This is a genomic window from Roseovarius sp. MMSF_3359 (assembly GCF_030733385.1).
Classification (GTDB): Bacteria; Pseudomonadota; Alphaproteobacteria; order Rhodobacterales; family Rhodobacteraceae; genus Roseovarius.
Genome location: NZ_JASHJC010000004.1, coordinates 114,744 through 138,896, shown reverse-complemented (window position 1 = coordinate 138,896; position 24,153 = coordinate 114,744). Strand labels below are relative to the sequence as shown.

Below are 24,153 nucleotides of genomic sequence, written 5' to 3'. Positions count from 1 at the left end.
TTCTCCTTAAAGTTTCAAAATGTCGACGATGCGGCGGTTGCCGTCCGCGTTCGCCGGATTGGTAATCGTGTTGACTGCGCGGGTGTTGGGGTCGCCTTCCTTGGCCACATCGAGCTTTTCGGATTCGGCGACCGCGAGATACGCCCGAGCGTGATCGGGCGATTGGCCGGTGAAGTCATAGAGCTTCTGCGCCGCGCTCCTGACCTGTGGATCGTCGCTCAGAACGAAACCTGGCGCCTTGGTCAGGGCTTCGACGGCCTTCGGTTTTGACGCCGCTTCGACCGCCGCACCTCCGGATGCGAAACTGGTGCGGATCTGAACCTTGTCCGAAAACGGCCCCTCGGCCCCTTTCGTTCGCTTCAGATCAAAGCGCGACACCATGTTGACCGCCTCGCCCGAGGGTCGGCCATCCTCACTTTCACCCTTGGCGGGTACGAAGCCAACGACCCGTCTCTTCAGGCCCGCATTCACCTCAAGCGGCGACCCTTCGGCCATATCCGAGCGGACCGCCAGATTGACACCGGTGCGGTCCGCAAAGACAAGCGCGCGCTCACATCCGGATACAAATGCAAGCGCCAGGGCGAGGCCGGCGATCGGCAGGTTTGTGGGCTTCAACTTTGTCCAGCTATTCATTTCTTCAGCCCTCCTCGATTTCGCAGTCGAATTTGGATGGGGTCAGTGCGCCGCTTTTGACGTGTGCCACGGCCGCATCACCGGTGATCATGACGTCCGAATAGGCGTTCAGGTAGATGCCATCGATCTCCAGCTCCGTGCAGTTGACGAGAGCCATCGCGTCTTTCTCTCCGGTCGAGGTCGGATCCACCGATTTGGGGATGACAGTCGCAAAATCCCTGTCATAGCCGACAACAAGCTGACCCTTTTGCCGCCCCTGGTTGACCACGGCGTTGATGCCAAGCACCGTGTCATGGGCAACGTAGAGGTTGCGCGTATCGCACCCTGGCAAAAGCACCAGGGATGCAAAAATCAATCCGGTAAATTTCATTTCTTATTCTCCTTTTCGTTACAAATCTTCGGGTCAGGCCCGGTAAAGACCGTCTGATCCGGATGGCTTGGCCTGAAGGACAGCGACCGGTGCGCGCCCGCACCCTCGCCGGTCATCTGCACCAGCAGGCGTTCATGCAGCCCCAGCGAAAAGCGGAGCTCGTCGCGGCCAATCGCAATCTGCAAACCAATCATGCGGCTATAGAGAAGCGGTGGACGGCGGGGCCCCGTATCCTGGCAGGCAGGCGGCACGATCCACGCGGCGTCAAACACCCCTAGCGTCAGGCTTGAGCGGTCATTGCGCGCGTCGGTATGAAGGCCAACGGCCGACGTGGTCCGGACCTTGGCATCGCCAGCGGCGAATGCCCTGGCCTCCACAACACCGAAGTCATTGACCGAACACGCCGCCAACACGGGCCAAAGCATCAACGCGGCGATGGTGCCATGTGCTTTGCTCGGCATTATCTGCGCCCTCCCCACCCGCCGTTTCAGTTACGCGCGCGGATGCGAAGCGGTCCGACGACCTTGGCGGTGATGTCCAACCCTTCGACACCGGTCTGTACACGGATCAACCGCGCGCTTGCCTGGGCATCGAGAAAAACCCCGGGCGTCAATTCCCGCCTGATCGCCCGTCCGAGACCGTCACCGATCCGCCGGGCGTCTTCCGAAAGATCGAGTTCCAGCAGTTCAGACAGCCGTTTGGACATTACGGATCCGTCGCGCAGGACCACGCGGGAAAGCGCGTTCAGAACAAAATTGTCCTTGAAATCCGCCTTGGCGTCGATGAAGCGGAGGGTTTGCGTTTCCCGGTCAAAACTCGGGGTCGCGGAAATCGTCACCTGCCCCTTGTAGCGATCGAAACCACCCGCCTTGATCCAGGCCGCCGCGCCATTCAACTCGGTGGCCAGATCAAGTTTAAGCGCCAGCCTGCCATCGCGCCGCGTCACGACCGCCCGCGAGACATGAACCTCGCCCCGGAGCTCGTCGGATGCACGCACCGGCAGGCTCAGAGGGAGCTTTTGCCTGAGGGTCTTGTTGACGGCTTCATAGGGAACATGCAGGGGAACCTTGAGGTCGAACCCGGCGGCACCGACCGGCACCTGGCGAAGGTTAGGCAAAGGCGTCTTGCGGTTGCCATCCCCGGTGGTCGTGATTTTCGCGACACCGGTGAGATGCAGTGCAAGCCGCAACTCCGATCGTGAGACCGACAGCCCCGAAAAGCCGATCGTTTCCGGACTGAAGTGAAAATAGGCCGGTGATCGGGCACCGTGTATTCGAATCGGGACGCGCCGCTGAAGATCGCGCCAGATTTCGGACGCGGCCTTGTGCACCGGAATTGCCCTGACTTGCCTCTGAAAATCCTGCTTGAAATCGGCGATCGCCGCGTTGAGCTGTGGTTCGACCTTGCCGGCGAATGTCACTGTGAACAGATTGAAAAGCACAAATTGAGGCCGGTCGATCCACCGGTAATTCACATCAATCGGCGCCGAAAGCTGCCAGTCAGGCGACAGGCTCGGGCTGAGTGACAGGCTGACCGCGGCGCGGGCATGTGCCGTTTCGCGGATGTGTTTGCCGATCTCGCCGCGTCCACGAACCGTCGCCCGCGCCAGAATATTTTGATGAAATTCAAGCCGGTTGCCACTGCCATTGACCTGCAAAGGTCCGTCGCGGGCAACATGTTCTTCGAGATCGCAGGATATCCGGGGCGTAACGTCGACGCATTCCATCCGGGAGTAAATCTTGAAGCCCCGGAATTCCGGTATCTTGGTGCATATCCGCTCCGCCTCGACACAGGTTTCCTTCCGAGGACCGGCATGATGCAAAACCTGCGGGATCTTGTTGTTCAGCACCCCGGCGATGTCCGAAAGCGGGACTGAAACCGGTACCGAAAGTGATGCTTTTTCCCCGGCGCTTGCAGGGGACGCGTCAATGGAAAAAGCCACAGCGCCGGCGCATATCACTTGGCATATCGAAAGCCGTGTCAAGATGTTTACTCCTTTTGTCTGAGGACAAACCTTCCCTGTTCCGACCCCGCCATGGGATCGGTGGCTCTTACTTTTCTGTCGAACAATTCGCCTTGTTTGGCCGGGTCGGGCTTAGCGGTAGCCCAACCGCGGGATTATCGGTGGTTTGGGATGCGAAATCCGTCCCCCACCCAGTTTCGCCGCTGTAATCTCGTCTTCCGTTCCGTCCGAATGATACGGGATCGGAAAGGGGCCTTTTCCCTCGCTGCGAACAGATGCGGGATAGAGATAGGAACTGGCAGATTTTACGACATCTCCAGTTTCCAGCGCCTCAACAAAGCTCTGCGCCACGAACCGGGTTGCCAGTGCCGACGCAAAACTGGTCCCGCGCATGGGGACGCATGATCCGTCGCTGGCACCGGCCGCCAAAAGACCCGCATGGGTGCGGCTGTCATCGGTCGGCAGGCTGGCCGTTGGTGCCCGTCGGGCGTTTTCGCCAGGCGCCGCCACCTCTGGCCCAAGACCTGCCGCCGAGTACGGTGTCGGGCATCCGTCGCTTAGCCGATACCCCGCCACGCAGGCGACACCCTTATGCGTCGAAGAGGCGCTCATCGAGCCATGCCGTGTCACGCCCCCGTCACTATCGGTCACCGTCCATTTCTTGTCGCCGAACTTGTCATCGAAGAGGATGGCATCCCGTTCACCGCCAATGTCGGTGAAACGTTGATAGTCTTTGTCGTCAAAATAGGATCGCCGCCCCACCCGTCCCGATGGCAGCGTGGACTGATCCGTCTGGATCATGCCGCGAACCCGGATATTGCCCTTGCTCATATTGCGGATCTTGATTGTCCACGCCCCTGACGGAACAACCTGCGCATTCGGCAAGGGACTTTCTGTCGGGGCAGTGCAGATCAGGAAGCCCTGCCATTTGGGCGGCTTCCCGGTCATTGTACCGACCGGCTCCGGCACCGACAGGCTATAAATGCGGACGCCATTTTGCACATCGAGCATCGTCCCCGGTTCACCTGCTGTTAGTGCCTGGTCTGTGCCGGGCGGCGAGACCGCCAGAGCGACCTCAGGATCGTTATTTGAACCCTCTTCGGTATTGTCGGCCCAGATCTCGACAAAGTTGCCGGACTGGTCCCCGGGCTGCAGGCGCCATGTCAGGCACGCTGTTTCGTCGGGTTTCAGCTTGTGGTTGGAATGAACGCGGTCCTGATTGTCGTTACCGGCGGGCATGACCACCTCAAAGCGGGCGGCCTTCTCATATTTTTTGCCCGCAACAAGCGTCTTTCGCTTTTGCTTCAACCGATTGATGAATTGCGGAAACAGGTCGATATCCGGGTTCTTTGACGCTGCCTGACGACCAAAGGACAAGTTGACCACAGTCGGATAACCAAAGACCTTCATCTCTGCCTGCCCATAGGTCTTTTTCCAGATCGCATCGGAAACGTCGTGGATGTACTGCAGCGCCAGGACCATAAACAAGTCCAGGAACTCACCGGATTCGCCGAATATCCGACGACTTGGAAGAGTGACCGTAATAATCCCAACCTTCCCGGCAAACCCATCGGGATCATTCGGGTCGCACCCGGCGGCCAAATCCAGCACATGTGTGCCATGGGCGAACCTTCCCGCAAGCGCGTGTGGTCCGAACGGCTCCGACATGTTCAAGAGTCCCGCCTCGGTGTTGAAAGCATAAGTGTCGAGCGGGCCATCCAGCCTGCCGCCGCTATGTTTTTCCAGAAGTTCGGTGAGACGATCACGGTAAAGCGCATGGCCAAGCGGGAGGTTGGTTTCGGCATCGCCCTCCGCCTCCATCTGCCAGGCGGCAAGCACGCGGCTTGCGCCCTGCGCATCGCGAAACGCCCGATGCCCCAGGGCGATATCAGTGTCTATCACCCCCACGATCGCCTGGATACCCGGCGCCGTTGGCAGCTTGTCGACTTGTGGCACCAAGGTGGTCATCCGGCGGATCAGCGCATTGCTGTCCGCATTGCCCCGAATGCCGAAACGTTCGATGGTCCGGCGGCGCATGTCATCATCATGCAGCGACATCGCGTGAACGACATAGGCATCGGGTTCGCTTGCACCGCCAAGAAAATGCACAGCCAGCGCATCTGCCCTCGAGACGGACTGCATGTCGGCCAAGAATTGGCTGCCTGGCCCTGCCTGTGTCTTCCGGGATTGCAACCAGTGGACATAGGCCGAGATATTGGGATTTTCATCCTGGTATGGATGCCATTGGGGATCGACCGGTGCCATTAGCTGCTACCTCCGGATGCCGTCGACCATTCCCCTTGGGCCTTACCAACCATCTCATTAAGCGCCGCCGAAGTTGGTGCTGCCCCCTCCAATTCTGCGGGTTTGTAGTGGTTGCGGAACCAGCACGGCAGGAAATCCTGATCCCCCGCAAGGGCCACTTCACCCGGGCCGTAACCGGCCTTGGAACAGGCACCGCCCGCGGCCATCCTGTTGATGACATCGCCGATCTGACATCCCAGGAACGCACCGGCGGCGGAATCGACCGGGAAGTGTACGCCCGCGACCACGCGGTTGGCGGCGATCCGGTGCGCCAACAAGAACGCCGGGTGGTTTACATCGACTTGCCCCTTTCCCGTGTCCAACGCCGACAGCACCGTTGCGATGGCGAAGGATTCCGTGGCGTGACCAGAAGGAAAAGCGGAATGATCCGGTGTCTGGATCACAGGCTGCACCTTGTGGGTCCAGTCAATCGGGCGTGGCGCGCGGCAATAATGTTTGACCTGCATCTCGATACTGACGCAAAGCGACTGCGTGAGCTGCAACAGTTCAAGCGTGTGCTTGCGCCGCGAGGCATTGAGCATCGCCAAGGATCCGAAAAACGAAAGGATGTCTGAGGTCTGCACATTAATTTCGGGATTCCGGTCGATCCGGAGATCGGCATAGCTGCGCAGGTAGACCAGTTGTTGTTTGAACTCCGCCGGACTGGGCCTGACAATTTTCGCAATCGGCGCGCCCGCCCCTCGCAAATGCACTTCAGCGACGCCGTCTTTGCCCAAGACGCGGAAGTGTGACAGCAACTCGCCGAAGGTGACTTGCATGCGCCGCGCTGGCGACAGGTAGTCGAGATCGCCCACGGATGCCGGAAATGCCGGTTGGGTCACGTCGCTCACGCCGTCCCAATACCCGACCGTCGCATCATGGGTCATTGTCAGAGCATGGGTCAAAAGGGGCGAGTACCCGCCTCCCGCGTGGGATAATCCATGGCCCCCGCCATGACCGCCGCCGTGGCCCCCACCGTGTCCGCCGCCATGACCTCCGCCATGGCCGCCGCCGTGTCCACCCCCATGTCCGCCGCCATGACCACCACCAATTTCAAATCCGGATACCATTCGTTTTCTCCCCAAAATGTTCGCTTATTAATAGTCTGCCGACCGCTCAACTCGCGCAACGGGGTCGCACGAGAATTCACGGAGGCTTAACGATAGAGAAAAAATACAGTACGTTAACGTATAAATTGCAGCAAATTAGGGCCGCATCGACGTTAGGTTGCGTTTTTTCGATTTTGGAGAAGACATTGGGGAATGCACATATCGAATTCATTTTTCACCTGAATGGGCGATTTCGAATCGAAACCTCGGGCGGCGAGGAGATCGTGCTATCGAGCGCGAAAGCCTGCGGCCTGCTCGCCCTTCTTGCCACCGAAGAGACCCTGACCCGGCATCGGATTTGGTTGCAGGACAAACTTTGGAGTGATCGCCGCGCGGAACAGGGCGCGGGAAGCCTCCGACAGGTTCTCGTCCAGATAAGGCGCGCCTTCGGGGCGGCCTCGGATATTCTTTCTGCTGATCGTACGGTCGTTCGCCTCGATCCTTCGCGGATCGAAATCAAACGAGATGGTAAAGGTGAATTCCTCGAAGGGATCGATATTCGGGACCCGGAGTTCAACACCTGGCTGGCGTCGATGCGGTCTGGCCAGCCCGTGGTTGCCGCCGCAGCACATCCCGTTTCGTTCGATCGCCCGCGCAAGCGACGCGAGCTCATCATCGAACCTTTCAATCAACCCGACAGCACCCTGGGGGTTCTCGAAGCGCGTTTCGGCGACATCCTCCACCGGTCGCTGCGGGAGGTGGTTGAGTTTGCTCCGGCGCAATCGACAAACGCCATCCCGCAACCGGGTACTTTGGTTCTGGCGGTGCAGGCGTTTGAGGCCGGGGATGGCTACACGGGTCTGCGCGCCTCCATCTATGAGGGCCAGAGTGCGGGACCCCATTGGGCGGATAGCGCCCTTGGGCAAGCGCCGGTTGGAAATGGCGAGTTTGGGCTGGAATACCTCAATCTGTGCCACAAGATCTGCGATACGCTGTCCGAGTTGCTCTGCCGCCCCGTTGTCGGCTCCCCCGACGAGCTGGACGCAAATTTCCTTGTTGGACGGGGCCTCAGACAGATGTTTTCCATGCGGCGCGACGGTCTGGAAGCCGCGGGTCACCTCTTTGACCGGGCCTATGAGATCAACCCGCGCGGATTGTATCTTGCCTGGAAATCGCAACTGGCCGTCATCGACTTTGTCGAGTCCGGAGGCCAGCGGCGTGAGGAACTGCGCGCGCTGGCCGATGAGAGCTGCGCCAGGGCGATTGCTGACGAGCCTACAAATTCGGTGGTTCTGGCAGCGTCGGCAAATGCGCGGCTGGTTTTGGACAACGATGCCCAGGCCGCCTGTGATCTGTCGCGCCTCGGGGTGCATGCGAACCCCTCCAACCCTCTCGCCTGGTGGGCGTGGTCCAATGCGCTTCTCTACTCCGGCAACAGCAACAAATCGCACCAGGCCGCGCGCACCGCCCAACACCTTTCGCGTCAGGGGAGCTTTCGCTACTGGGCCGATTTTCAGGTCGCCCTGACCTCCGCCATCGTCGGTGATCTCGACAGTGCCATAAAAAATGCACAGCGCGCGCGCGCCTTGTGCCCGTCTTTCAGGCCGCCGTTGCGGTACTTGATCGGGTTCCTGAGCAGCCGTGGAGATCTCGAGCAGTCGAATGAAATCTTTCAACGGCTGAAGAAAATTGAACCGGAGATCACGATCGACAAGTTTCTGAATGACGACACCTATCCGATTTCGATGCTTCGCAAAGCCAAGCTCGTCAATAAAGACCTATTGCGTTCCAGCTAAGGCAATAGCGAAAAAACCGGTGACGATATTCGGCGCGGGCATCGCACAAGATCAACCTGTATCCGGCGTTGCGCCGGTTTTCCGGAATCACGCTGCAATAACGCGGCCATGCCAATCTTGTCCCACGACACAAGACAGGTGGAACTCAAAAGGCATGAAAATGAACTTAGCAGAGGCCGAAGATGAAGTGATGATCCTGGTTGCCACGGCAATCGAGAAAGATGACGGCACGGGAACCGGTGTCGGTGATAGCTGGCTTGAACACGAACTGGCCCGGACAGCCATTTTGCAGACAAGCGAAACCGCCCTGGTTTCTCTCTCTGATCCCCCCCGCATGTCAGCCCTCGGGCGGCGCATCAAGGAACGTCTGATCCGGGAGATTTGCAGCCTTCTGTGCAGCGATGATCCTGATGACGTTGCGGATCGAAAACTGCTCGGCATTGACGAAGCGACCTTTGTGGGCGCCATTTTGATTGCGCTCACCGGCGCATTCGGGGTCAGCACGAACATCGCCCTGGTCATTGCCGCCCTGTTGTTCCGTCGATTGGTTGAACCCACGCGGCAGGAGTTGTGCAGGTATTGGAAAACAACGCTGTCGGACAACCATGACGGTTGAGACGCTGCACCGGCCGGGGTGCCCGCGGTCCTGCCCCCGACGACACATGAACCTCGATAGCCGACCACTTCCGAGAGGGGGATCACCACGATGAAACGGAAAAAAGTTGTTGTCCTCAAAGCCGACCAGATGTTCTCCAATGACCTCATTGGCATCGCACCCTTGTCGGACCATCAACTGGTCGGCCACAAAATCACCATGCACGAAGGCTTTGACCAGTCTTCGCTGAGGACCGAAGTGGTCGAGGCAACCGATCACGAAGTCAGCATGTTGAAAAGAGACAAGTCAGTCGTCGGCGTCTTGCCCGACATGCCCTTCAGACATGTCCAGGACATGTCAGGCGCCGCCAACGCCAAGGAGGTGGCATTCGAACCACCGGCCATCTCCTGGGGTATTGAAAGCGTTGGCGCGCACACCCTTCCGGAAACCGCAGGCGCAGGCGTCAGAGTGGCGATCCTTGATACCGGTATCGACACGGCGCATCCTGCCTTCCGCAAATTGGATCTCTCGAACAGTTACCGGGATTTCACCGGCACGGGTCTGGAGGATGGGGTTGGGCACGGGACGCATTGCGCCGGGACGATCTTCGGTGCTGACGTCACGACCACCTATGACCAGAAGGAACATTCAACGCGGATCGGGATCGCCCGCGGCATCGACGAGGCGCTGGTCGCCAAGGTTCTTTCCGCGCGCGGGGGCAGTACCGAAACCGTTGCCGATGGCGTCTTGTGGGCGATGCGGCGCAAGGCACATGTCATCTGCATGTCATTGGGGCTGGACTTTGCGCTGGAGGTTGAGCGCCACCGGGCGGACGGGCTGGACGATGCGCCCGCCTATTCGATGGCCCTTGCCAATTATCGCGAGAACATCCTTGTGTTCGAACGGCTCGCCTTCCTTGCGGGGTCCGCGGTCAGTTGGCCATTGCCGTTGATTATTGCCGCAGCCGGCAATTCGAGCCAACGGCCGCGCTATGTCGTCGAGGTCGAGCCACCGGCCGCCAGCACCGGAATTCTGTCTGTGGCGGCGCATTCGTCTTCCTATGAAATCTGGGACAGGTCCAACGCCGCCCCGGACCTGTCGGCACCGGGGGTCAAAATCTGCTCGGCGGTTCCCGGTGGCGGCTTGGCCCTCTCCACCGGTACAAGCATGGCCGCGCCGCACGCCACCGGGGTCGCCGCCGTCATCGCCCAGCGCCTGATAGAAGAAGGGAAATTCAACGCAGATCGGTTGCGCAGGGGGCTCCTGGCCACATCCGCCGCGCTGCCCGGCGATCCAAGGGACGTTGGCGAAGGCAGGGTGGTGCTTGGATGAGCGATCAGAACGGGAGCGCGGACGCCGGTATTGCCCGCATTGTCGGGCCAGATGACAGGCTGATCGGGATGGGCATTCTGCTGACGGATTACCACGTCCTCACTTGCGCCCATGTTGTCAATCTGGCGCTGGAGCGATCGCCCTACGAGGGCTCCGTCCCTCACGAGGGTGCGACGATTTCGGTCAACTTCCCCTTCGCGACCGAGTTGCCGGAACCGGCCGTTGTTGTCGCGTGGGACCCGCCCGGGAGGGAGGGCGAGGATATCGCGCTGCTTGAACTGACAGGTGGAACGGCCCCGCCCGAGGCCAGCCGGGCAATCCTGGTTCACCAGTCGGACAATGATAACCATCTCGGTTCCGGCACGATCCTCAGGATGCGACGTGCGACCGATGCCGGGTTCTACGAAGAGGTTCAACTGCGCCCAAGCGTGGGCAGATGGCATCAACTGTCCCTCAAGGACGAGGCGCTGCCGCCGGGGACGAGCGGTTCCGGTGTTCATGACGCCACCCTGGGCGGCACTGTCGGGATCGTGGTCGCCTCCTCTACCGCAGGCCCGTCCTCCTACATGATCCCGGCGCATCGCATCGCCAAGCGTATCCCGGAATTGCCGATCGAACCGCCGCGTCCGACGGAGGGATGGGTCAGGCTGTGGCAGGTGCTCTCGCTGGTGGCGCTGCAACTGGCCGTGATGCTTGTTATCGACATGCAATCAAGCGAGACCACCGGATACCTGAGTTTTCTGACAAAGGGCGACGAGGTGCTGTCGGCTCATTTCGGTCTGACCCTTCTTGGCCCGTTGCTGACTGTGGTCTTTGTCGCACAGGGCCGCATCGCCCGTTCTTTCAGTCAGAGGCGGTGGTACAAGCGCATTCCCCTGCCCATCGGCAAGGGCATCGGCCCGGACGGGGCAAGGGACGCCGTACTCGCCGGGAGTGTGATCTTCTTTCTCAACCTTCTTCCGGCTTACGGGCTTGGCGTGTTTGCCGAACGTATTTTGCACGACGAGGTGGCGATCGTCGTCTACACGTCTGACCTGTCCGAGGCCGAGCGAGACCTCTGCGAAGAGGTTGCCGAGGGAAAATGCCGCCACCCCGATGTGGGCCTCTGGTCGACGCTTCCGGGCCATCCTTACATCAACAACGGGTATCACATTCTCGGGACATCCGGGAATGCCGTGAACACGGTGACCTATTGGCCCATCCTTGCGCCGTTTGTGCAGATCACGACCACCGCAACGGCGTTCGCCTCTTTTCTCTGGGCCATGGCACTGACCTTCCGATCCCCGACACGGCAGCGTTTCAAACGGAAGGCGGAAAGCTCGGACGGTTAGACTTGCGCCCGCTCCAGCCTACAGCCGCGAAAATTGCGCCTGTTGACGGGCGTTCCAACGTACCTGCAGCTCAAAGCCATCCTCGCCTTGCGTCTCCGCCTCGACCAGGCCGCGTTCGAAGAGCCAGGCGCGCTTGCGCCCCTCTTTGAAGCCCAGTGACAAGGTCGCCTCGACCATATCGCCTGCCAGCGCCTCGGTGATGCCGGTGACCAGCGCCGCCATCCCTGCCCCGGTAATTGCCGACAGCGCCAGCACATCGTCCATCCGCGCCGCTTGTGTCATCACCGTGTTGAGCGTGTCCCCATCCAGCCGGTCGATCTTGTTCCAAACCTCGATCTGCGGGGTTTCTTTGGCCACGCCGAGGCTTTCCATGATGGCGCGGACATCTTCGGCCTGCTCAGCGGTTTCGGGGTGAGAGATATCGCGCACATGCACGATCAGATCGGCGGCCAGTACTTCTTCGAGTGTGGCCCGGAAGGCGGCGACCAGCTCCGTGGGCAGGTCGCTGATAAAGCCTACCGTGTCCGACAGAATGATCTCTGGCCCGCTATCGGGCAATTCGATCCGCCGCATGGTGGGATCGAGCGTGGCAAAGAGCATGTCCTTGGCCATTACCTCCGCCCCGGTCATGCGGTTGAAAAGCGTCGATTTGCCCGCGTTGGTATAGCCCACAAGCGCCACGATCGGAAACGGCACCTTGGCGCGCGACGCGCGGTGCAGCGTGCGGGTCTTGACCACCTTGTCCAATTGCCGGCGCAGGCGCACCAATTGTTCGTCAATGGCGCGACGGTCGGCCTCGATCTGGGTCTCGCCGGGGCCGCCAACGAAACCGAGGCCCCCGCGCTGCCGCTCCAGGTGGGTCCAGGCCCGCACGAGGCGGGTGCGCTGGTAGCTCAGCGCCGCCATCTCGACCTGTAACACCCCCTCGCGGGTTGCGGCACGGTCGCTGAAAATCTCGAGGATCAGCCCGGTCCGGTCCAGGAGTTTCAGCCCCCAGGCCTTTTCCAGGTTGCGCTGCTGCACCGGTGTGACCGGCCCGTCAATGAGAACGAGCGCCACGTCTTCGGCCTCGAAAAGCGCCTTCAGCTCGTCAATCTTGCCCTTGCCGAAGAGCATGCCGGGATGCGCCTTGGGCAGGCGTACGACACCGTCGCCCACCACATCAAGCTCGGGCAAGGCATGGGCCAGCGATACCGCTTCCTCCAGCGCAAGCGCCGGGTCGCGGGTCGTAGTGGATGTCTTGATGTCAGGATGCAGAACCCAGGCCCGGGTCGCCTCCCGCGCGGTCTCGGTCAAGAGGCGTCTTCACCATCGTAAAGGTTCACCGGCTGCGACGGCATGATGGTCGAAACCGCATGTTTGTAGACAAGCTGCGACTGACCATCCCGGCGCAACAGGATGCAGAAATTGTCAAACCAGGTGATCACACCCTGCAGCTTGACCCCGTTGATCAGGAACACGGTGACCGGAATCTTGGTCTTTCGCACCTGGTTCAGAAATGCGTCTTGCAAATTTTGTCTGTCAGCAGCCATCTTGTCCTCAATACCTTTGTTCTTGCATGCACCGCGGATCGGCACTCGTCAGTCACGTCGCACGAGTATGTAGCGCGCCGAAACAGGTTACCAGCCTAAAATTCATCTTTGCACGTGGGATGCAAGCCCTTCCGTATCAATCCCGCCACAGGCCCGGGTTGAAAAGCGCGATGATGGCAAGGGTTTCGAGCCGCCCGAGCACCATCGCAGCCGACAGGACGAGCTTGGCAGCCGCCCCCATCTGCAGCAGGTTGATCGGGTCTTCGGCGGCAACCTGCACCAATGGGCCGGTGGTCGAGATCATCGCGATGGCCAGCACGATCGCCTCCTGAAACTCCATGCCCAGAAAAGCCAGTGTCACCGTCACGAAGGCCAGCGACAGCGCGAAAAGCATGAAGAAAATCCAGGCAACAAAGGCGCCCTGACGGCGGATGCGCCGCCCCCCCGCGCTCGCGCGGCCCACCGATGAGGGATGCACCAGCCGCTCCATCTCGCGGCGGCCATTGAGGTAGAGCGCATAGACCCGCAGCAGCTTCACGCCGCCCGCGGTGGTCGCGACACCGCCACCGACCAGCGACAGGCCCAGCAAAATAAGGCCAGGCGTCCCGAGGCCCGACCAGATGCGGGACACTTCCCAATCGGCGCTCTCGAAACCGGTGGTCGAAAGGAACGACAGAACGGTGAAAACGCCGCCCCAAAGCGCCTTGAGCGCAAGATAGATATTCGGCGTCTCGTTCACGTCCGCGGCTCCGAGCCAGTGACGCGCGAAAAGAAGCAGCGGTACCCCCAGAACAAGCAGCACACCGATGCGGAATTCCGGATCGCTACCGAGCCCCGGGCGCGCGGTGGTGACCGTGTCCGAGGAGAAGGTCAGGCGCGACAAGGCAAAGAGCAGAAAGAGGAAAATTACCATCTCGCCGGTGATGCCCGACGTGCCGTTCTGCACCCCGCCGATGGGCGATATTCCGCTGGTGGCGAGGGTCGACATGGCATGGATCAGCGCAACCATCGGCCGGTCGCCCCCAATGAGCAGCAAGAGCCAGAGCGCACAGGTCAGCCCGATATAGATCGGCCCCAGTTGCAGCGTGATCTGCCGGATGCGTTTGGCAGCGGTGGCGCGTTCGAACCGGCCGGAATAGGCCTCCCCCTGCCCCGGTTCGGCGCTGGCGGTGACCTCGAACCCGCCAAGATTCAGCGGCGCCAGGACCGCCGAGGCGCTGACCCAGATCAGAAGACCACCGGCCCAGCCCACCATCCCGCGCCACAGATGCAGCGTGTCGCCGAGACGCGCGGGGTTTTCAAAAAGCGTGGCCCCGGTGGTGGTGATACAGGAGACCATTTCGGTATAGGCATTGAGGAAGCTCGTCGTCTCAAGCCCCTCGTAGAACGGCACGGCCAAAAAGAGCGGCAAAACCGAGAAGGCGAGGAAGAGCGACAGCAGGTTCTGCAAATCGGTCTGCCCGACCCGCTCCCGGCCCGACATGGCCAGCCCGACCACCATCACAAGCGCCAGCCCCAGGATGCCGGAATAGGCGAAGGCGCGCGACACGCTGTGATCCTCGTTCACCAGCGCATGCAGCGACGGGATGAACATCGCCACGGCAGACAGGCCCGTCAGCACCAGGATCAGGGGGAATGACAGGATGCGGGCGATCATCGGATCAGAAGAAATCAATCGAGACCTGGAGCAACTGCTCGACCATGGGCACATCGGACGACAGCGCAAACAGGACGATCACATCACCAGCCTCGATCCTGAGCCCGCCGGTAGGCTTGAAGACTTCGCCATCCTTCATGACCCCGCCGACCAGAACGCCTTCGGGGAAGTCGATGTCGCGGATGGCGGATCCGGCGATGCTGGAGGTCGACATGACCTCGGCCTCGATCACCTCGGCCTCGGCATCGCCGATGGAATAGACACCGCGCACCTTGCCGTGGCGGATATGGCGCAAGATCGAACTGACGGTCGTAGCGCGCGGGTTGATATGGGCGTCGATGCCAAGCGGGCTCATCAGCGGCACCAGCGTGGGATCGTTGATGAGCGAGATCGCGAAAGGGCACCCTTCGGCCTTGGCCCGCACCGCCGAGAGCATGTTGACCTTGTCGTCATCGGTGACCGCAAGGACCGCATCGGCGCGGGAAATCCCGGCCTCGTTCAGGAGCGACGAATCAAGCCCGTCGCCATTGAGCACAATCGTCCGTTCCAGCGCATCGGCGGCCAGCTCGGCGCATTTGCGGCTCCGCTCGATGACCTTGACCCGGATCCGTCCACCACGTTCTTCAAGCGCGCGGGCCACGGCAAGGCCGATATTGCCGCCGCCCACGATCACGATGCGCTCCTGCTTGAACTCGGTCTTGCCGAAAACTTCCAGCGTGCGCGGAATATCCTCGACCGGGGCGAACACATAGCACTCGTCGCCGACAAAAAGCTGATCGCCCGCCTCCGGCGCGAAAAGCCGCCCCTCGCGGCGCACCGCGAGCACCACCACCCGCAGGGTCGAAAACAGGTCGCTCAACTGCCGCAGCGGCGTGTTGACCACCGGGCAGTCCTCATCAAGCCTGAGGCCCATGAGCTGCGCCTTGCCGCCAAGAAAGGTCTCGGTGTCAAAGGCCGCGGGCGAGGCCAACCGCTGCAACGCTGCCTGGGCCACCTCGCGCTCGGGGCTGATCACCACGTCGATCGGCATGTGATCGCGCCGGTAAAGGTCAGAATAGATCGCATCGAGGTAGGATTGACTGCGCAGGCGCGCCACCTTGCGCGACACCGCAAAGACCGAATGCGCCACCTGGCAGATGACCATGTTCACTTCGTCGGAATAGGTGGCGGCAATCACCATATCGGCGTCGCGCGCCCCCGCCCGGTCCAGGATGTCCGGATAGGACGCGAAACCGGTGATGCCCTGCACATCCAACGTATCCGTGGCCCGGCGGACCAGATCGGGGTTATTGTCGACCACCGTGACATCGTTGTTTTCGCCAGACAGATGGCGGGCGATCTGCCAGCCTACCTGGCCGGCACCGCAGATGATGACCTTCATACGTCTTGCCTCATCCTCTCTGAAGGTGTTGCATGACAGAAGGGAAATGCGTGGTCAATTGCTTTGTCCCGCTGACGGCCCGGCCTGTTATCTGTCAAATACGAGTAAAGCCATGAAAAACCGTACAAAAACCCTGATCGCCGCCTGCATTCTAGCCGCGGGATGCACTCCCTTGCATCTTTATTACAAAGAAGGGGAAACCGTCGCCAAGATGGATCGTGACGAAACAATCTGCGAGACGACGGCATTGCGGCAGGTTCCGGCAGATATCCGCACACGCTACATCCCGCCGACCTATCAGAACTACAAGGTCTGCCATGCGGTCGGGCATTGCAGTTGGCATCGCCGCCTGATCTCACCGGGCCGGTATGAAAGCTATGACGCCAACCTGTCGTTGCGCACCCGCGTTACCGAACAGTGTATGGCCGACAAGGGTTATGTCCGCACCAAGATCAAACGCTGCGACACGGCCACAACGCGGGCCACAACCCTGCGCGCCACGCAGGTCTTGCCGCCGGTTACCGCGCAATCCTGTGCCATCCGGCTTAAATCCGGTCGCTGGCAGATCGTGACACCCGGCACGCAATAGCCCGCCCCGAGGGTGGTCAGCCCGCTCATTTACTTTGGAAAGGCCGAAGTTACGCCTTCGTCCGCCTGTCTGTACCGCTGGTAAAGTAGAGATCGTCCACAAAAGCCCCGCAGTCAAAACCGTGAGTGGTGGCTTGGAAAACCGTTAACGTCTAAATCCTTTTCCTTCTTCAATACGCGCAAACCAACAAATTATCGCGCTCATAAAGCTGGGCGCTTAACATAATCATAGGCCGTTTTTGCTGCTCAGTACATATGGTACTTTCCAGCAAAATACTACCTTGGCGCGAGTAAGTCAAAACCCGATTGCATTTTTTCAATCACAGGTCGGAAAAGCATCGCCAAAGATCAGCTTTCCGCCGGTTCCGCCTCTTCCGCCTCGCTCACGTGGGCGACGCGATTTCCCGCCTTGGCACTTGTGACCACGCCTAGGGATTTGAGCTTGCGGTGCAGCGCACTGCGCTCCATGCCGACGAATTCCGCCGTCCGACTGATATTGCCGCCAAACCGGTTGATCTGCGTCAGCAGGTATTCCCGTTCAAATGCCTCGCGCGCCTCGCGCAGCGGCAGGGTTGCGATCGAGCCTGAAAGGACCACGCGGCCCTCTTCCGGCGTGGCTTCGCTTTCGCCCGGCAATTCGCGCACCTCGATCTCGTCGCTGTCATCGCCGAGGATCAACACCCGTTCGATCACATTGCGAAGCTGCCGCACGTTGCCCGGCCAACTCATGGTCTGCAAAAGCGCCGCCGCCTCGCTGCTCACCTGGCGCAGCGGCAGGCCCTGGCTCTGGTTGAACATCTCGATGAAATGCGCCGCCAGTTGCGGAATATCCTCGCGGCGTTCCTCCAGCGACGGCACGGCAATCGGCACGACGTTGAGGCGATGATAGAGCTCCCGGCGAAACCGGTCAGCGGCAATCTCGGCCTCCAGATCGCGATTGGTTGAGGAGATGACCCTGAGGTCCACCTCGATCTTTTCCGATCCGCCCACGCGCATGAAGGTCTGATCCACCAGCACCCGCAGAATCTTCGACTGCGTCCCCGAGGGCATATCCGCCACCTCGTCGAAATAGATCACGCCGCCATTGGCCTCTTCCAGAAGACCCGGCTCCACGCCCCTGTCCTCGCCTTCACGGCCAAAAAGCACCTCCTCCATCCGGTCGCTTTCGATCGACGCGCAGCCGACGACCACAAAGGGCGCCTCGGAGCGGTTCGAATTGGCGTGGATATAGCGCGCCGCCAATTCCTTGCCGCAGCCCGCGGGCCCGGTCAGCATCACCCGGCCATTCGATTTGGTCACCTTATCGAGCTGACTGACCAACGTCCGGAAGGCCGCGCTTTCACCCAGCATCTCGGCGGGTGCCGTGTCGCGGCGCTTGAGTTCGGTGTTTTCGCGGCGCAGGCGCGATGTTTCCATGCCGCGCCGGATCACCACCATCAACTGGTCGATATTGAAGGGTTTCTCGATGAAATCATAGGCGCCCTGCTTGATCGCCGCGACCGCGATTTCGATATTCCCGTGCCCCGAAATGATAACAACCGGCACCTCCGGGTAGTCGCGTTTGACCGCCTTGAGGATGTCGATCCCATCCATGTTGCTGTCTTTCAGCCAGATATCGAGGATCAGAAGCGCCGGCTGGCTGTCGGCGATCGCGCTCATCGCGTCGTCCGAATTCCCCGCCAGCCGGGTTCCGTATCCTTCATCTTCGAGGATATCCGCGATCAGCTCGCGAATGTCCCGTTCGTCGTCGACAATCAGAATATCGCTCATCTTTTCCTCACACCGCTTGTTTGTCTTGTTGTTGGGTTTCCGCCTGCGCCAGCAGGGGTAGTTTAATGACGGCCATCGCGCCCGCTCGCGCATCCGGGCCGAAGGGGTCGGCATCGTCCAGCTCCAGCGTACCGCCATGCTCCTCGATGATCTTCTTGACGATGGGCAGGCCCAGACCGGTGCCCTTCTCGCGCGTCGTCACATAGGGCTCAAACAGGCGACTGCGGTCCTGCGGCAGGCCGATTCCATTGTCCGAGATGCGCAGGACGGCCATACCGTCCTCTATTGCGCTGCTAACCCGGATCGTCGGCGCATGACCGTCCGGCGCACCTTTTTCCTGAAGGCTTTCAATGGCTTCGCCCGCGTTCTTGATGAGGTTGGTCAGCGCCTGCGAGATCATCGTCGCATCCACCTCGGCCAGCAGATCATCGTCGCAGAAATTGGTTTCAAACCGTACGTCTGGCTGCCCCCCCTCCTGCAGAAGCGCCGCCTCTTTCAGAAGCCGGCTCAGGCTTTCTTCCTTGGTCTCGGGTTCGGGCATCCGCGCAAATTTGGCGAACTCATCGACAATCCGGCGCAAATCGTTGGTTTGCCGGACCACCACATCGGTCAGTTGTTCAAGGCTTGCGGCGTTTTCTTCATCGAGCTGGCGGCCGAACTTGCGCTTGATCCGCTCCGCCGAAAGCTGAATAGGCGTCAGAGGGTTCTTGATCTCATGGGCGATCCGCCGGGCCACATCGCCCCAGGCCGCCATCCGCTGTGCAGCGACAAGATCGGTCACATCGTCAAAGGCCACAACATAGCCCTCGCGCTTGCCCTCTTCGTTCAGGCGTTTGGACATCCGGACCAGCAGGTTTTCTTGCCGCTTGCCGCGCGAGACCTTGATCTCTTCCTGCACGAAACCGCTGGCACTGCCGCGCAGACGCTCGAAAAGCGCGCCGAATTCGGGCACCGCGACGCTGAGCGACAGGGATTGCTGATCCTCGTGCCAATCAAGCAAGCGTTCCGCCGCCTTGTTCACGAACGCCACGCGACCCTTCGCATCGAGCCCCACAACCCCCGAAGAGACCGAGCCCAGGACCGAGTCAAAGAGCCGTCGGCGGCGCTCGATCTGCTGCGTGTTGGTCAGAAGCGTGTCGCGCTGCCCCTTGAGCTGTCGGGTCATCTGGTTGAAATAGGTGCCCAGCATGGCGATTTCGTCATCGCCTTCCTCCTCGCGCACCTGGGTGTCGAGATCCCCCTCACCCACCCGTTGCGCCGCAAGGGTCAGACGGCCCACCGGGCGCGAGAGGCGCTCTGCAAAGAGCATGCCGAGCCACACCGCGGCAAGGATCAGGAGCAGCGCAAAGCCGAGGTACACCAGCCCGAATTCAAACAGGACCCGCCCCCGCTCGCTTTCGCGTTGCTTGTAGAACCGTGCGGTTTCCTGCGTCTCGTCGAGGAGGTTCAGGATGTCGCCATCGACATTGCGGCTCACGTAAAGGAACCGGTCGGGGATTTCGGTCAGGGGCATCAGCGCGCGGAATTCGTTGTTGTCCCAGTCCTGGATGATGACGATGCCCTCCTCCAGCGCGGTGGCAATCTGCATCGACGTGGGCTGCTCATAATCGAAAAGATACGACCGCTCCCCGCGCGACCGCAGATCGCCGGTACCGTCGATCACAAAGGCCTCGCGCAACCCGCGTTGGATCTTTTGCTGCCCCTCGGAAAGAACCTTGCGGATATCGCCATCGTCCATGAACACCACGGCCCGTTTGGTCGCGTTGAGGAAGGATGCCAGCGCGCGGGCATCGGTGATGAGGTCGCGGCGATGCTCCTCCTCATAGGCCTGCGCGGCGGCCACGGAACTGTCGACCACCCGGCCCACCCGGTCGGAAAACCACGCCTCCATCCCCATGTTCACGCTGAGCGTGGCAAAAACCGCGACGGTGATCGTCGGCAGAAGCGCCATGATCGCGAAGACCCAGGTCAGGCGCAGGTGCAGTTTCGATCCGGCGGAGCGTTTGCGCCGATCCGCCACCATCCGCGCCACCCGTTGCAGGATCAGCGCGGCGACGATGATGACATAGACCATATCGGCCAGAAGGACGCTGCGCAGCACGTTGGTCGACGCGCCCTGATCGAGCGGCCCCATGACCAGGTAGGTGGCAATCGCCAGCACCGGCCCCAGGATCACCAGCCCGAAGGTCGCGGCCATCTGCAACCGCCGCAGCCGCCTCAGACGGCTCAGACTTTCCCAGGTTATCCTGCGTGTCCGCGTTGCCACGGGCTGCCCTCATCCAGTTGAGGTGCACACAGTTGCACCCCGCTACATATGGTGGCCTTGCGGGCGCCTGCCCCCGAATAGCCACAGCTATGTTGCAGTTTTACATCAACTTGCGGCGGCGTGTCACGCGAATATCAAGCTCTGTAATCTTCTTACGCAGGGTATTTCGGTTGATCCCCAGCAAATCGGCACACTTAGCCTGGTTTCCTCCAGTGGCATCCAGCGAGATTTCAATCAGCGGATGTTCGATTTCTCGCAGAATTCGCGCATAAAGCCCCGCAGGCGGCAGCATTTCACCATGCAGATCGAAGTATCGCTGCAAATGGCGGCCCACTGATTCCGACAGGCTTTCGCTATCGCTCTGGCCCAAAACCGGCTGCGCGGCGGGTTGCGTGCTCAACATCGCCTCGACCTCGGCGCGGGTGATCTCTTCGCCCTGCGCGGTCAGGGCAATCCGCCGCACGGCGTTTTCAAGCTGTCGCACATTCCCGGGCCACACATAGCTGCGCATCAGTTCCAGCGCGTCGTCCGACATCGACCGCGCGCCCATCCCGTCCCGCTCCGAGCGCCCGAGGAAATGCGACACCAGCAGCGGAATGTCATCCACCCGGTCGCGCATCGACGGCACGTCAATCACCGCACCGCCCAGCCGGTAGTAGAGGTCTTCGCGCAACCCCGCGGCCTGCATCGCCGCCGACCCGCTGATCTGCGTGGTGGCCATGAACCGCGGCTGACCATCCCCGGGCGCATCCATCATCCGCACCACCCGGCCCTGCGCCTCGGCATCGAGATCAGCGATCTCTTCGAGCACGATCGTGCCGCCCCGCGCCCGCGCCATCAGTTTGGTCGGCCCCTCAAGATCGACAAGATCGCCCGGGGTGACCGTGACAAAGGGCATGGTGCGCCGGTCGCTGAAGTCATGAATCGCGCGGGCGATCAGGCTCTTGCCCGTCCCGGAATCGCCGCAGATCAGGACCGGCAGATCGGTGTTCATCACCCGCGCCACCACGCGATAGAGCAGTTGCATCGCAGGCGTCCGCCCGATCAGTGGCAGCTCTTCCGGCGCATCCGGCGCATCGCGCTTCTTCGGGGTCCGCGCCGAGACGTCCAAGGCCCGCGCCGTGCGTTTCATCAGGTCCGGCAGATCAAAGGGCTTGGGCAGGTAATCATAGGCATCGGCTTCATTGGCCTTGATCGCGGTCATGATCGTGTTCTGCGCCGAGATGACAATCACCGGCAGGCCGGGCCGGTCCTCGGCGATCTTGGGCAGCATCTCGAGCCCATTGCCGTCAGGCATCATCACATCGCTGATGACCACATCGCCCTTGCCCTCGCTCACCCACCGCATGAGCGTCGTGAGGCTTGACGTGGCATGGACCTTGCACCCCGCCCGCGTTAGCGCCTGCGTCAGAACCGTTCGGATCGTGCGATCGTCATCCGCGACCAGTACCGTGCCATCCATCAGCTTTGCTCCTTGTCATCATGTCCCGCCGGTGCCTCGTCGGCGCGCGGCAGGGAGATCCGGAAAACCGTCTTGCCCGGGGTCGAACTGACCGAGATCCAGCCGCCATGGTCCGACAGGATCTTGGCCGCCAGCGCGAGCCCCAGCCCGGTGCCGTTTTCACGGCCCGAGACGAAGGGCTCAAAAACCTCTTCGGCGATATCCTCGGGCAGACCCGGCCCGTCATCCTCGATCTCGACCTGAAGCGGCAGGGATCGCCCCGCGCCGTTGTCGCGCCGCACCCGGAGCGATTGTTCATAATAGCTGCGCAAGATGATCCGCCCGCCCGCATCGCCCGCCGCCTCCGCCGCGTTCTTCAGGAGATTGAGCACCACCTGAAGAAGCTGATCCGGGTCCGCCTGCGCCAACGGCAGCGAGGGATCATACTCTTCCACAACGGTCATCTTCGCCGCGAACCCGACGATCGCCGAGCGTCGCGCACGGTCCAGCACATCATGCAGGTTCACCGGTTGCAGCGCCGGGGCGCTGACATTGCCGAATTGCTCGACCTGATCCAGGAGCGAAACGATCCGACGGCTTTCACTGACGATCAGGTCGGTCAGTTCCAGGTCATCCGCCTTGAGGCCCATCGACAAAAGCTGCGCCGCGCCGGTGATCCCCGCGAGGGGGTTCTTGATTTCATGCGCCAGCATCTCGGCCATCCCGATGGCCGAACGCGCGGCAGATTTGACCGAGATGTTCTGCGTGACCCGCCCCGCCAACTCCCGTGGCGAAATCAGAAGCAGCATCTTCCCCGCCTGCCCGGCCAGGGGCGCGATCTGCAACGTGCATTGCACCGGCGCACGGTCGCCCGTCCCCACATCCACGTCATTGACGAAAAGCGGCGCATCATGACGGCGCGCGCGGTCCAAGGCCTCTTCGAGCGGGGCATCGACCGCCAGACGGTCCCAGACCGGCTGACCGATCAGGGCGCGAGCCGAGGACATGAGGAACCCCTCCGCCGCCGGGTTGATCCGCGCGATCCGGTCGGCCTCGTCCAGCATCAGCGCCGGCACCGGCAGCGAGGTCCAGATCGCGTCATCCATCGCGCTCATGCCGCCACCCTCTCGCGATCCGCAAGGGCCTCGGGGATCAAGCGCAGGACCTCATCCCCATCGCGGCAGGTCAGCACGCGCTTGCGCATCTCCACGCCGGTACCGGCATCGTCGAGATACCAGCCGAGGTGCTTGCGCCCGACGCGATTGCCCAATTCAGCCCCGTAAAAATCCAACATCGCGCTGTAATGACCACAAATCATATCGGCCAGCGCGGCGCCTTCGGGGATTTCCGGCGCAGTACCACCGCCCAAGGCATGGGCCACCTCCGCCAGTTTCCAGGGTCGTCCCTGCGCGCCCCGCCCGATCATCACCCCATCCGCGCCGGAGAGGCGCAACGCCTCGCGCGCTTTGGCCACATCTGTAATGTCGCCATTGGCGATCACCGGAATGCTAACCGCCGCCTTCACCGCCCGGATCGCCGCCCAATCCGCGGCTCCCTTGTAGAACTGGCAACGGGTGCGCCCGTGGATCGTGACCATCTGCACACCGGCATCCTCCGCGCGGCGCGCGAGTTCGGGCGCATTCAGCAAATTGTCATCCCATCCAAGCCGGGTTTTCAACGTGACCGGCACATCAACTGCGCCAACGACCGCCTCGATCAGCGTCAGCGCATGATCGAGGTCTTTCATCAAGGCCGATCCGCTTGCCCCCGCCCCGCTCGCGCTGGTCACCTTCTTGGCCGGACACCCCATGTTGATGTCGATGATCCTAGCCCCGTTGGCTTCGACCATGCGTGCGGCTTCGGCCATCCAATGCGCCTCCCGACCCGCAAGTTGCACCGCCGTATTGGCAATGCCATAACCCAACTCCGCCTTCTCGCGCACCCCCGGCTTCGCCTGCACCATTTCCTGACTGGCGACCATCTCGCTCACCACGAGGCCCGCGCCGAAGCCGGAGACCAGCGAGCGAAAGGGCAAATCGGTGATTCCCGCCAGCGGGGCCAGCAGAACAGCGGGTATATCGGACGCCTTGGTTACGGGTAGGGTCAAATGCCTAATCCTTGTGCAACACATGTGTTTTAGGCACC

Annotated in this window: 20 protein-coding genes; 5 read left to right on the top strand and 15 right to left on the bottom strand. The window is 61.4% G+C overall.

Annotation, left to right across the window (positions count from 1 at the left end):
* Positions 1-6: 6 nt before the first annotated feature.
* From RBB29_RS07625 to RBB29_RS07600, 6 genes are all read right to left on the bottom strand, one after another.
* Entirely contained in the window at positions 7-633 is a 627-nt protein-coding gene (locus RBB29_RS07625; protein ID WP_306113977.1) for a hypothetical protein, read from the bottom strand.
* A 4-nt stretch (positions 634-637) separates the two neighbouring features.
* Positions 638-1,003 (bottom strand): hypothetical protein, encoded by a 366-nt coding sequence (locus tag RBB29_RS07620; protein WP_306113976.1) that lies wholly within the window; start codon positions 1,001-1,003, stop codon positions 638-640.
* A complete protein-coding gene (locus RBB29_RS07615; protein ID WP_306113975.1) occupies positions 1,000-1,464 on the bottom strand; it encodes a hypothetical protein in 465 nt (154 codons plus the stop codon). The genes RBB29_RS07620 and RBB29_RS07615 overlap by 4 nt, the downstream gene beginning before the upstream one ends.
* A 26-nt stretch (positions 1,465-1,490) precedes the next feature.
* On the bottom strand, positions 1,491-2,945 hold the full coding sequence (locus tag RBB29_RS07610) for a DUF4403 family protein (protein ID WP_306113974.1): 1,455 nt from the start codon (positions 2,943-2,945) through the stop codon (positions 1,491-1,493).
* Positions 2,946-3,098: 153 nt separating this feature from the next.
* The gene (locus RBB29_RS07605; protein ID WP_306113973.1) at positions 3,099-5,231 is read right to left on the bottom strand and encodes a hypothetical protein; all 2,133 of its coding nucleotides are present in this window, start codon (positions 5,229-5,231) and stop codon (positions 3,099-3,101) included.
* Positions 5,231-6,157, bottom strand: coding sequence for a phosphatase PAP2 family protein (locus RBB29_RS07600; protein ID WP_306113972.1), 927 nt, complete (start codon positions 6,155-6,157; stop codon positions 5,231-5,233). The genes RBB29_RS07605 and RBB29_RS07600 overlap by 1 nt, the downstream gene beginning before the upstream one ends.
* On the opposite strand from RBB29_RS07600, the gene RBB29_RS07595 reads away from it, so the two are divergent.
* From RBB29_RS07595 to RBB29_RS07580, 4 genes are all read left to right on the top strand, one after another.
* The gene (locus RBB29_RS07595; protein WP_306121119.1) at positions 6,157-8,115 is read left to right on the top strand and encodes a hypothetical protein; all 1,959 of its coding nucleotides are present in this window, start codon (positions 6,157-6,159) and stop codon (positions 8,113-8,115) included. The two genes, RBB29_RS07600 and RBB29_RS07595, sit on opposite strands and share 1 nt — an antisense overlap.
* A gap of 19 nt (positions 8,116-8,134) precedes the next feature.
* Positions 8,135-8,731 carry a hypothetical protein gene (locus RBB29_RS07590; RefSeq protein ID WP_306113969.1) on the top strand — a complete coding sequence of 199 codons (597 nt, stop codon included), beginning with the start codon at positions 8,135-8,137 and terminating at the stop codon, positions 8,729-8,731.
* A 90-nt stretch (positions 8,732-8,821) separates the two neighbouring features.
* The gene (locus RBB29_RS07585) at positions 8,822-10,042 is read left to right on the top strand and encodes a S8 family serine peptidase (RefSeq protein WP_306113968.1); all 1,221 of its coding nucleotides are present in this window, start codon (positions 8,822-8,824) and stop codon (positions 10,040-10,042) included.
* Complete coding sequence (locus RBB29_RS07580; protein WP_306113967.1) at positions 10,039-11,373, top strand: serine protease; 1,335 nt, start codon at positions 10,039-10,041, stop codon at positions 11,371-11,373. The genes RBB29_RS07585 and RBB29_RS07580 overlap by 4 nt, the downstream gene beginning before the upstream one ends.
* A gap of 18 nt (positions 11,374-11,391) precedes the next feature.
* Here the strand turns inward: RBB29_RS07580 and hflX are convergent, their stop codons facing one another.
* The 4 genes from hflX to trkA form a co-directional block, all read right to left on the bottom strand.
* Positions 11,392-12,669: a GTPase HflX gene (gene hflX / locus RBB29_RS07575; protein WP_306113966.1), complete on the bottom strand. Its 1,278-nt coding sequence runs from the start codon at positions 12,667-12,669 to the stop codon at positions 11,392-11,394.
* Positions 12,666-12,905 (bottom strand): RNA chaperone Hfq, encoded by a 240-nt coding sequence (gene hfq, locus RBB29_RS07570; protein WP_085800088.1) that lies wholly within the window; start codon positions 12,903-12,905, stop codon positions 12,666-12,668. Before hfq ends, hflX begins: the two co-directional genes overlap by 4 nt.
* A gap of 136 nt (positions 12,906-13,041) precedes the next feature.
* Positions 13,042-14,562, bottom strand: coding sequence for a TrkH family potassium uptake protein (locus tag RBB29_RS07565; protein ID WP_306113965.1), 1,521 nt, complete (start codon positions 14,560-14,562; stop codon positions 13,042-13,044).
* Between the two features lie 4 nt (positions 14,563-14,566).
* Entirely contained in the window at positions 14,567-15,943 is a 1,377-nt protein-coding gene (gene trkA, locus RBB29_RS07560; RefSeq protein ID WP_306113964.1) for a Trk system potassium transporter TrkA, read from the bottom strand.
* A 112-nt stretch (positions 15,944-16,055) separates the two neighbouring features.
* Here trkA and RBB29_RS07555 point away from each other — a divergent pair, with 112 nt between their 5' ends.
* Positions 16,056-16,532 (top strand): hypothetical protein, encoded by a 477-nt coding sequence (locus RBB29_RS07555; RefSeq protein WP_306113963.1) that lies wholly within the window; start codon positions 16,056-16,058, stop codon positions 16,530-16,532.
* Positions 16,533-16,879: 347 nt separating this feature from the next.
* Here the strand turns inward: RBB29_RS07555 and RBB29_RS07550 are convergent, their stop codons facing one another.
* The 5 genes from RBB29_RS07550 to dusB all read right to left on the bottom strand — a co-directional run bounded on the left by RBB29_RS07550 (position 16,880) and on the right by dusB (position 24,139).
* A complete protein-coding gene (locus RBB29_RS07550) occupies positions 16,880-18,301 on the bottom strand; it encodes a sigma-54 dependent transcriptional regulator (protein WP_306113962.1) in 1,422 nt (473 codons plus the stop codon).
* 7 nt (positions 18,302-18,308) lie between these two features.
* Complete coding sequence (locus RBB29_RS07545) at positions 18,309-20,498, bottom strand: PAS domain-containing sensor histidine kinase (RefSeq protein ID WP_306114120.1); 2,190 nt, start codon at positions 20,496-20,498, stop codon at positions 18,309-18,311.
* Between the two features lie 169 nt (positions 20,499-20,667).
* Complete coding sequence (locus tag RBB29_RS07540) at positions 20,668-22,029, bottom strand: response regulator (RefSeq protein WP_306113961.1); 1,362 nt, start codon at positions 22,027-22,029, stop codon at positions 20,668-20,670.
* Positions 22,029-23,123, bottom strand: coding sequence for a nitrogen regulation protein NR(II) (locus RBB29_RS07535; protein ID WP_306113960.1), 1,095 nt, complete (start codon positions 23,121-23,123; stop codon positions 22,029-22,031). Before RBB29_RS07535 ends, RBB29_RS07540 begins: the two co-directional genes overlap by 1 nt.
* Positions 23,120-24,139, bottom strand: a complete 1,020-nt coding sequence (gene dusB, locus RBB29_RS07530; RefSeq protein ID WP_371931448.1) for a tRNA dihydrouridine synthase DusB — start codon at positions 24,137-24,139, stop codon at positions 23,120-23,122. Before dusB ends, RBB29_RS07535 begins: the two co-directional genes overlap by 4 nt.
* Positions 24,140-24,153: the final 14 nt, after the last annotated feature.

What these genes read in the sequence shown, in the direction of transcription:
- RBB29_RS07555 (WP_306113963.1), top strand. Translation starts at nt 16,056, where the DNA reads ATGAAAAACCGTACAAAAACCCTGATCGCCGCCTGCATTCTAGCCGCG.
- RBB29_RS07550 (WP_306113962.1), bottom strand. Translation starts at nt 18,301, where the DNA reads ATGAGCGATATTCTGATTGTCGACGACGAACGGGACATTCGCGAGCTG.
- RBB29_RS07625 (WP_306113977.1), bottom strand. Translation starts at nt 633, where the DNA reads ATGAATAGCTGGACAAAGTTGAAGCCCACAAACCTGCCGATCGCCGGC.
- RBB29_RS07605 (WP_306113973.1), bottom strand. Translation starts at nt 5,231, where the DNA reads ATGGCACCGGTCGATCCCCAATGGCATCCATACCAGGATGAAAATCCC.
- RBB29_RS07535 (WP_306113960.1), bottom strand. Translation starts at nt 23,123, where the DNA reads ATGAGCGCGATGGATGACGCGATCTGGACCTCGCTGCCGGTGCCGGCG.
- RBB29_RS07565 (WP_306113965.1), bottom strand. Translation starts at nt 14,562, where the DNA reads ATGATCGCCCGCATCCTGTCATTCCCCCTGATCCTGGTGCTGACGGGC.
- RBB29_RS07580 (WP_306113967.1), top strand. Translation starts at nt 10,039, where the DNA reads ATGAGCGATCAGAACGGGAGCGCGGACGCCGGTATTGCCCGCATTGTC.
- RBB29_RS07615 (WP_306113975.1), bottom strand. Translation starts at nt 1,464, where the DNA reads ATGCCGAGCAAAGCACATGGCACCATCGCCGCGTTGATGCTTTGGCCC.
- RBB29_RS07620 (WP_306113976.1), bottom strand. Translation starts at nt 1,003, where the DNA reads ATGAAATTTACCGGATTGATTTTTGCATCCCTGGTGCTTTTGCCAGGG.
- hfq (WP_085800088.1), bottom strand. Translation starts at nt 12,905, where the DNA reads ATGGCTGCTGACAGACAAAATTTGCAAGACGCATTTCTGAACCAGGTG.
- RBB29_RS07540 (WP_306113961.1), bottom strand. Translation starts at nt 22,029, where the DNA reads ATGGATGGCACGGTACTGGTCGCGGATGACGATCGCACGATCCGAACG.
- RBB29_RS07545 (WP_306114120.1), bottom strand. Translation starts at nt 20,498, where the DNA reads ATGGCCGCGACCTTCGGGCTGGTGATCCTGGGGCCGGTGCTGGCGATT.
- RBB29_RS07600 (WP_306113972.1), bottom strand. Translation starts at nt 6,157, where the DNA reads ATGACCCATGATGCGACGGTCGGGTATTGGGACGGCGTGAGCGACGTG.
- dusB (WP_371931448.1), bottom strand. Translation starts at nt 24,139, where the DNA reads ATGTGTTGCACAAGGATTAGGCATTTGACCCTACCCGTAACCAAGGCG.
- trkA (WP_306113964.1), bottom strand. Translation starts at nt 15,943, where the DNA reads ATGAAGGTCATCATCTGCGGTGCCGGCCAGGTAGGCTGGCAGATCGCC.
- RBB29_RS07585 (WP_306113968.1), top strand. Translation starts at nt 8,822, where the DNA reads ATGAAACGGAAAAAAGTTGTTGTCCTCAAAGCCGACCAGATGTTCTCC.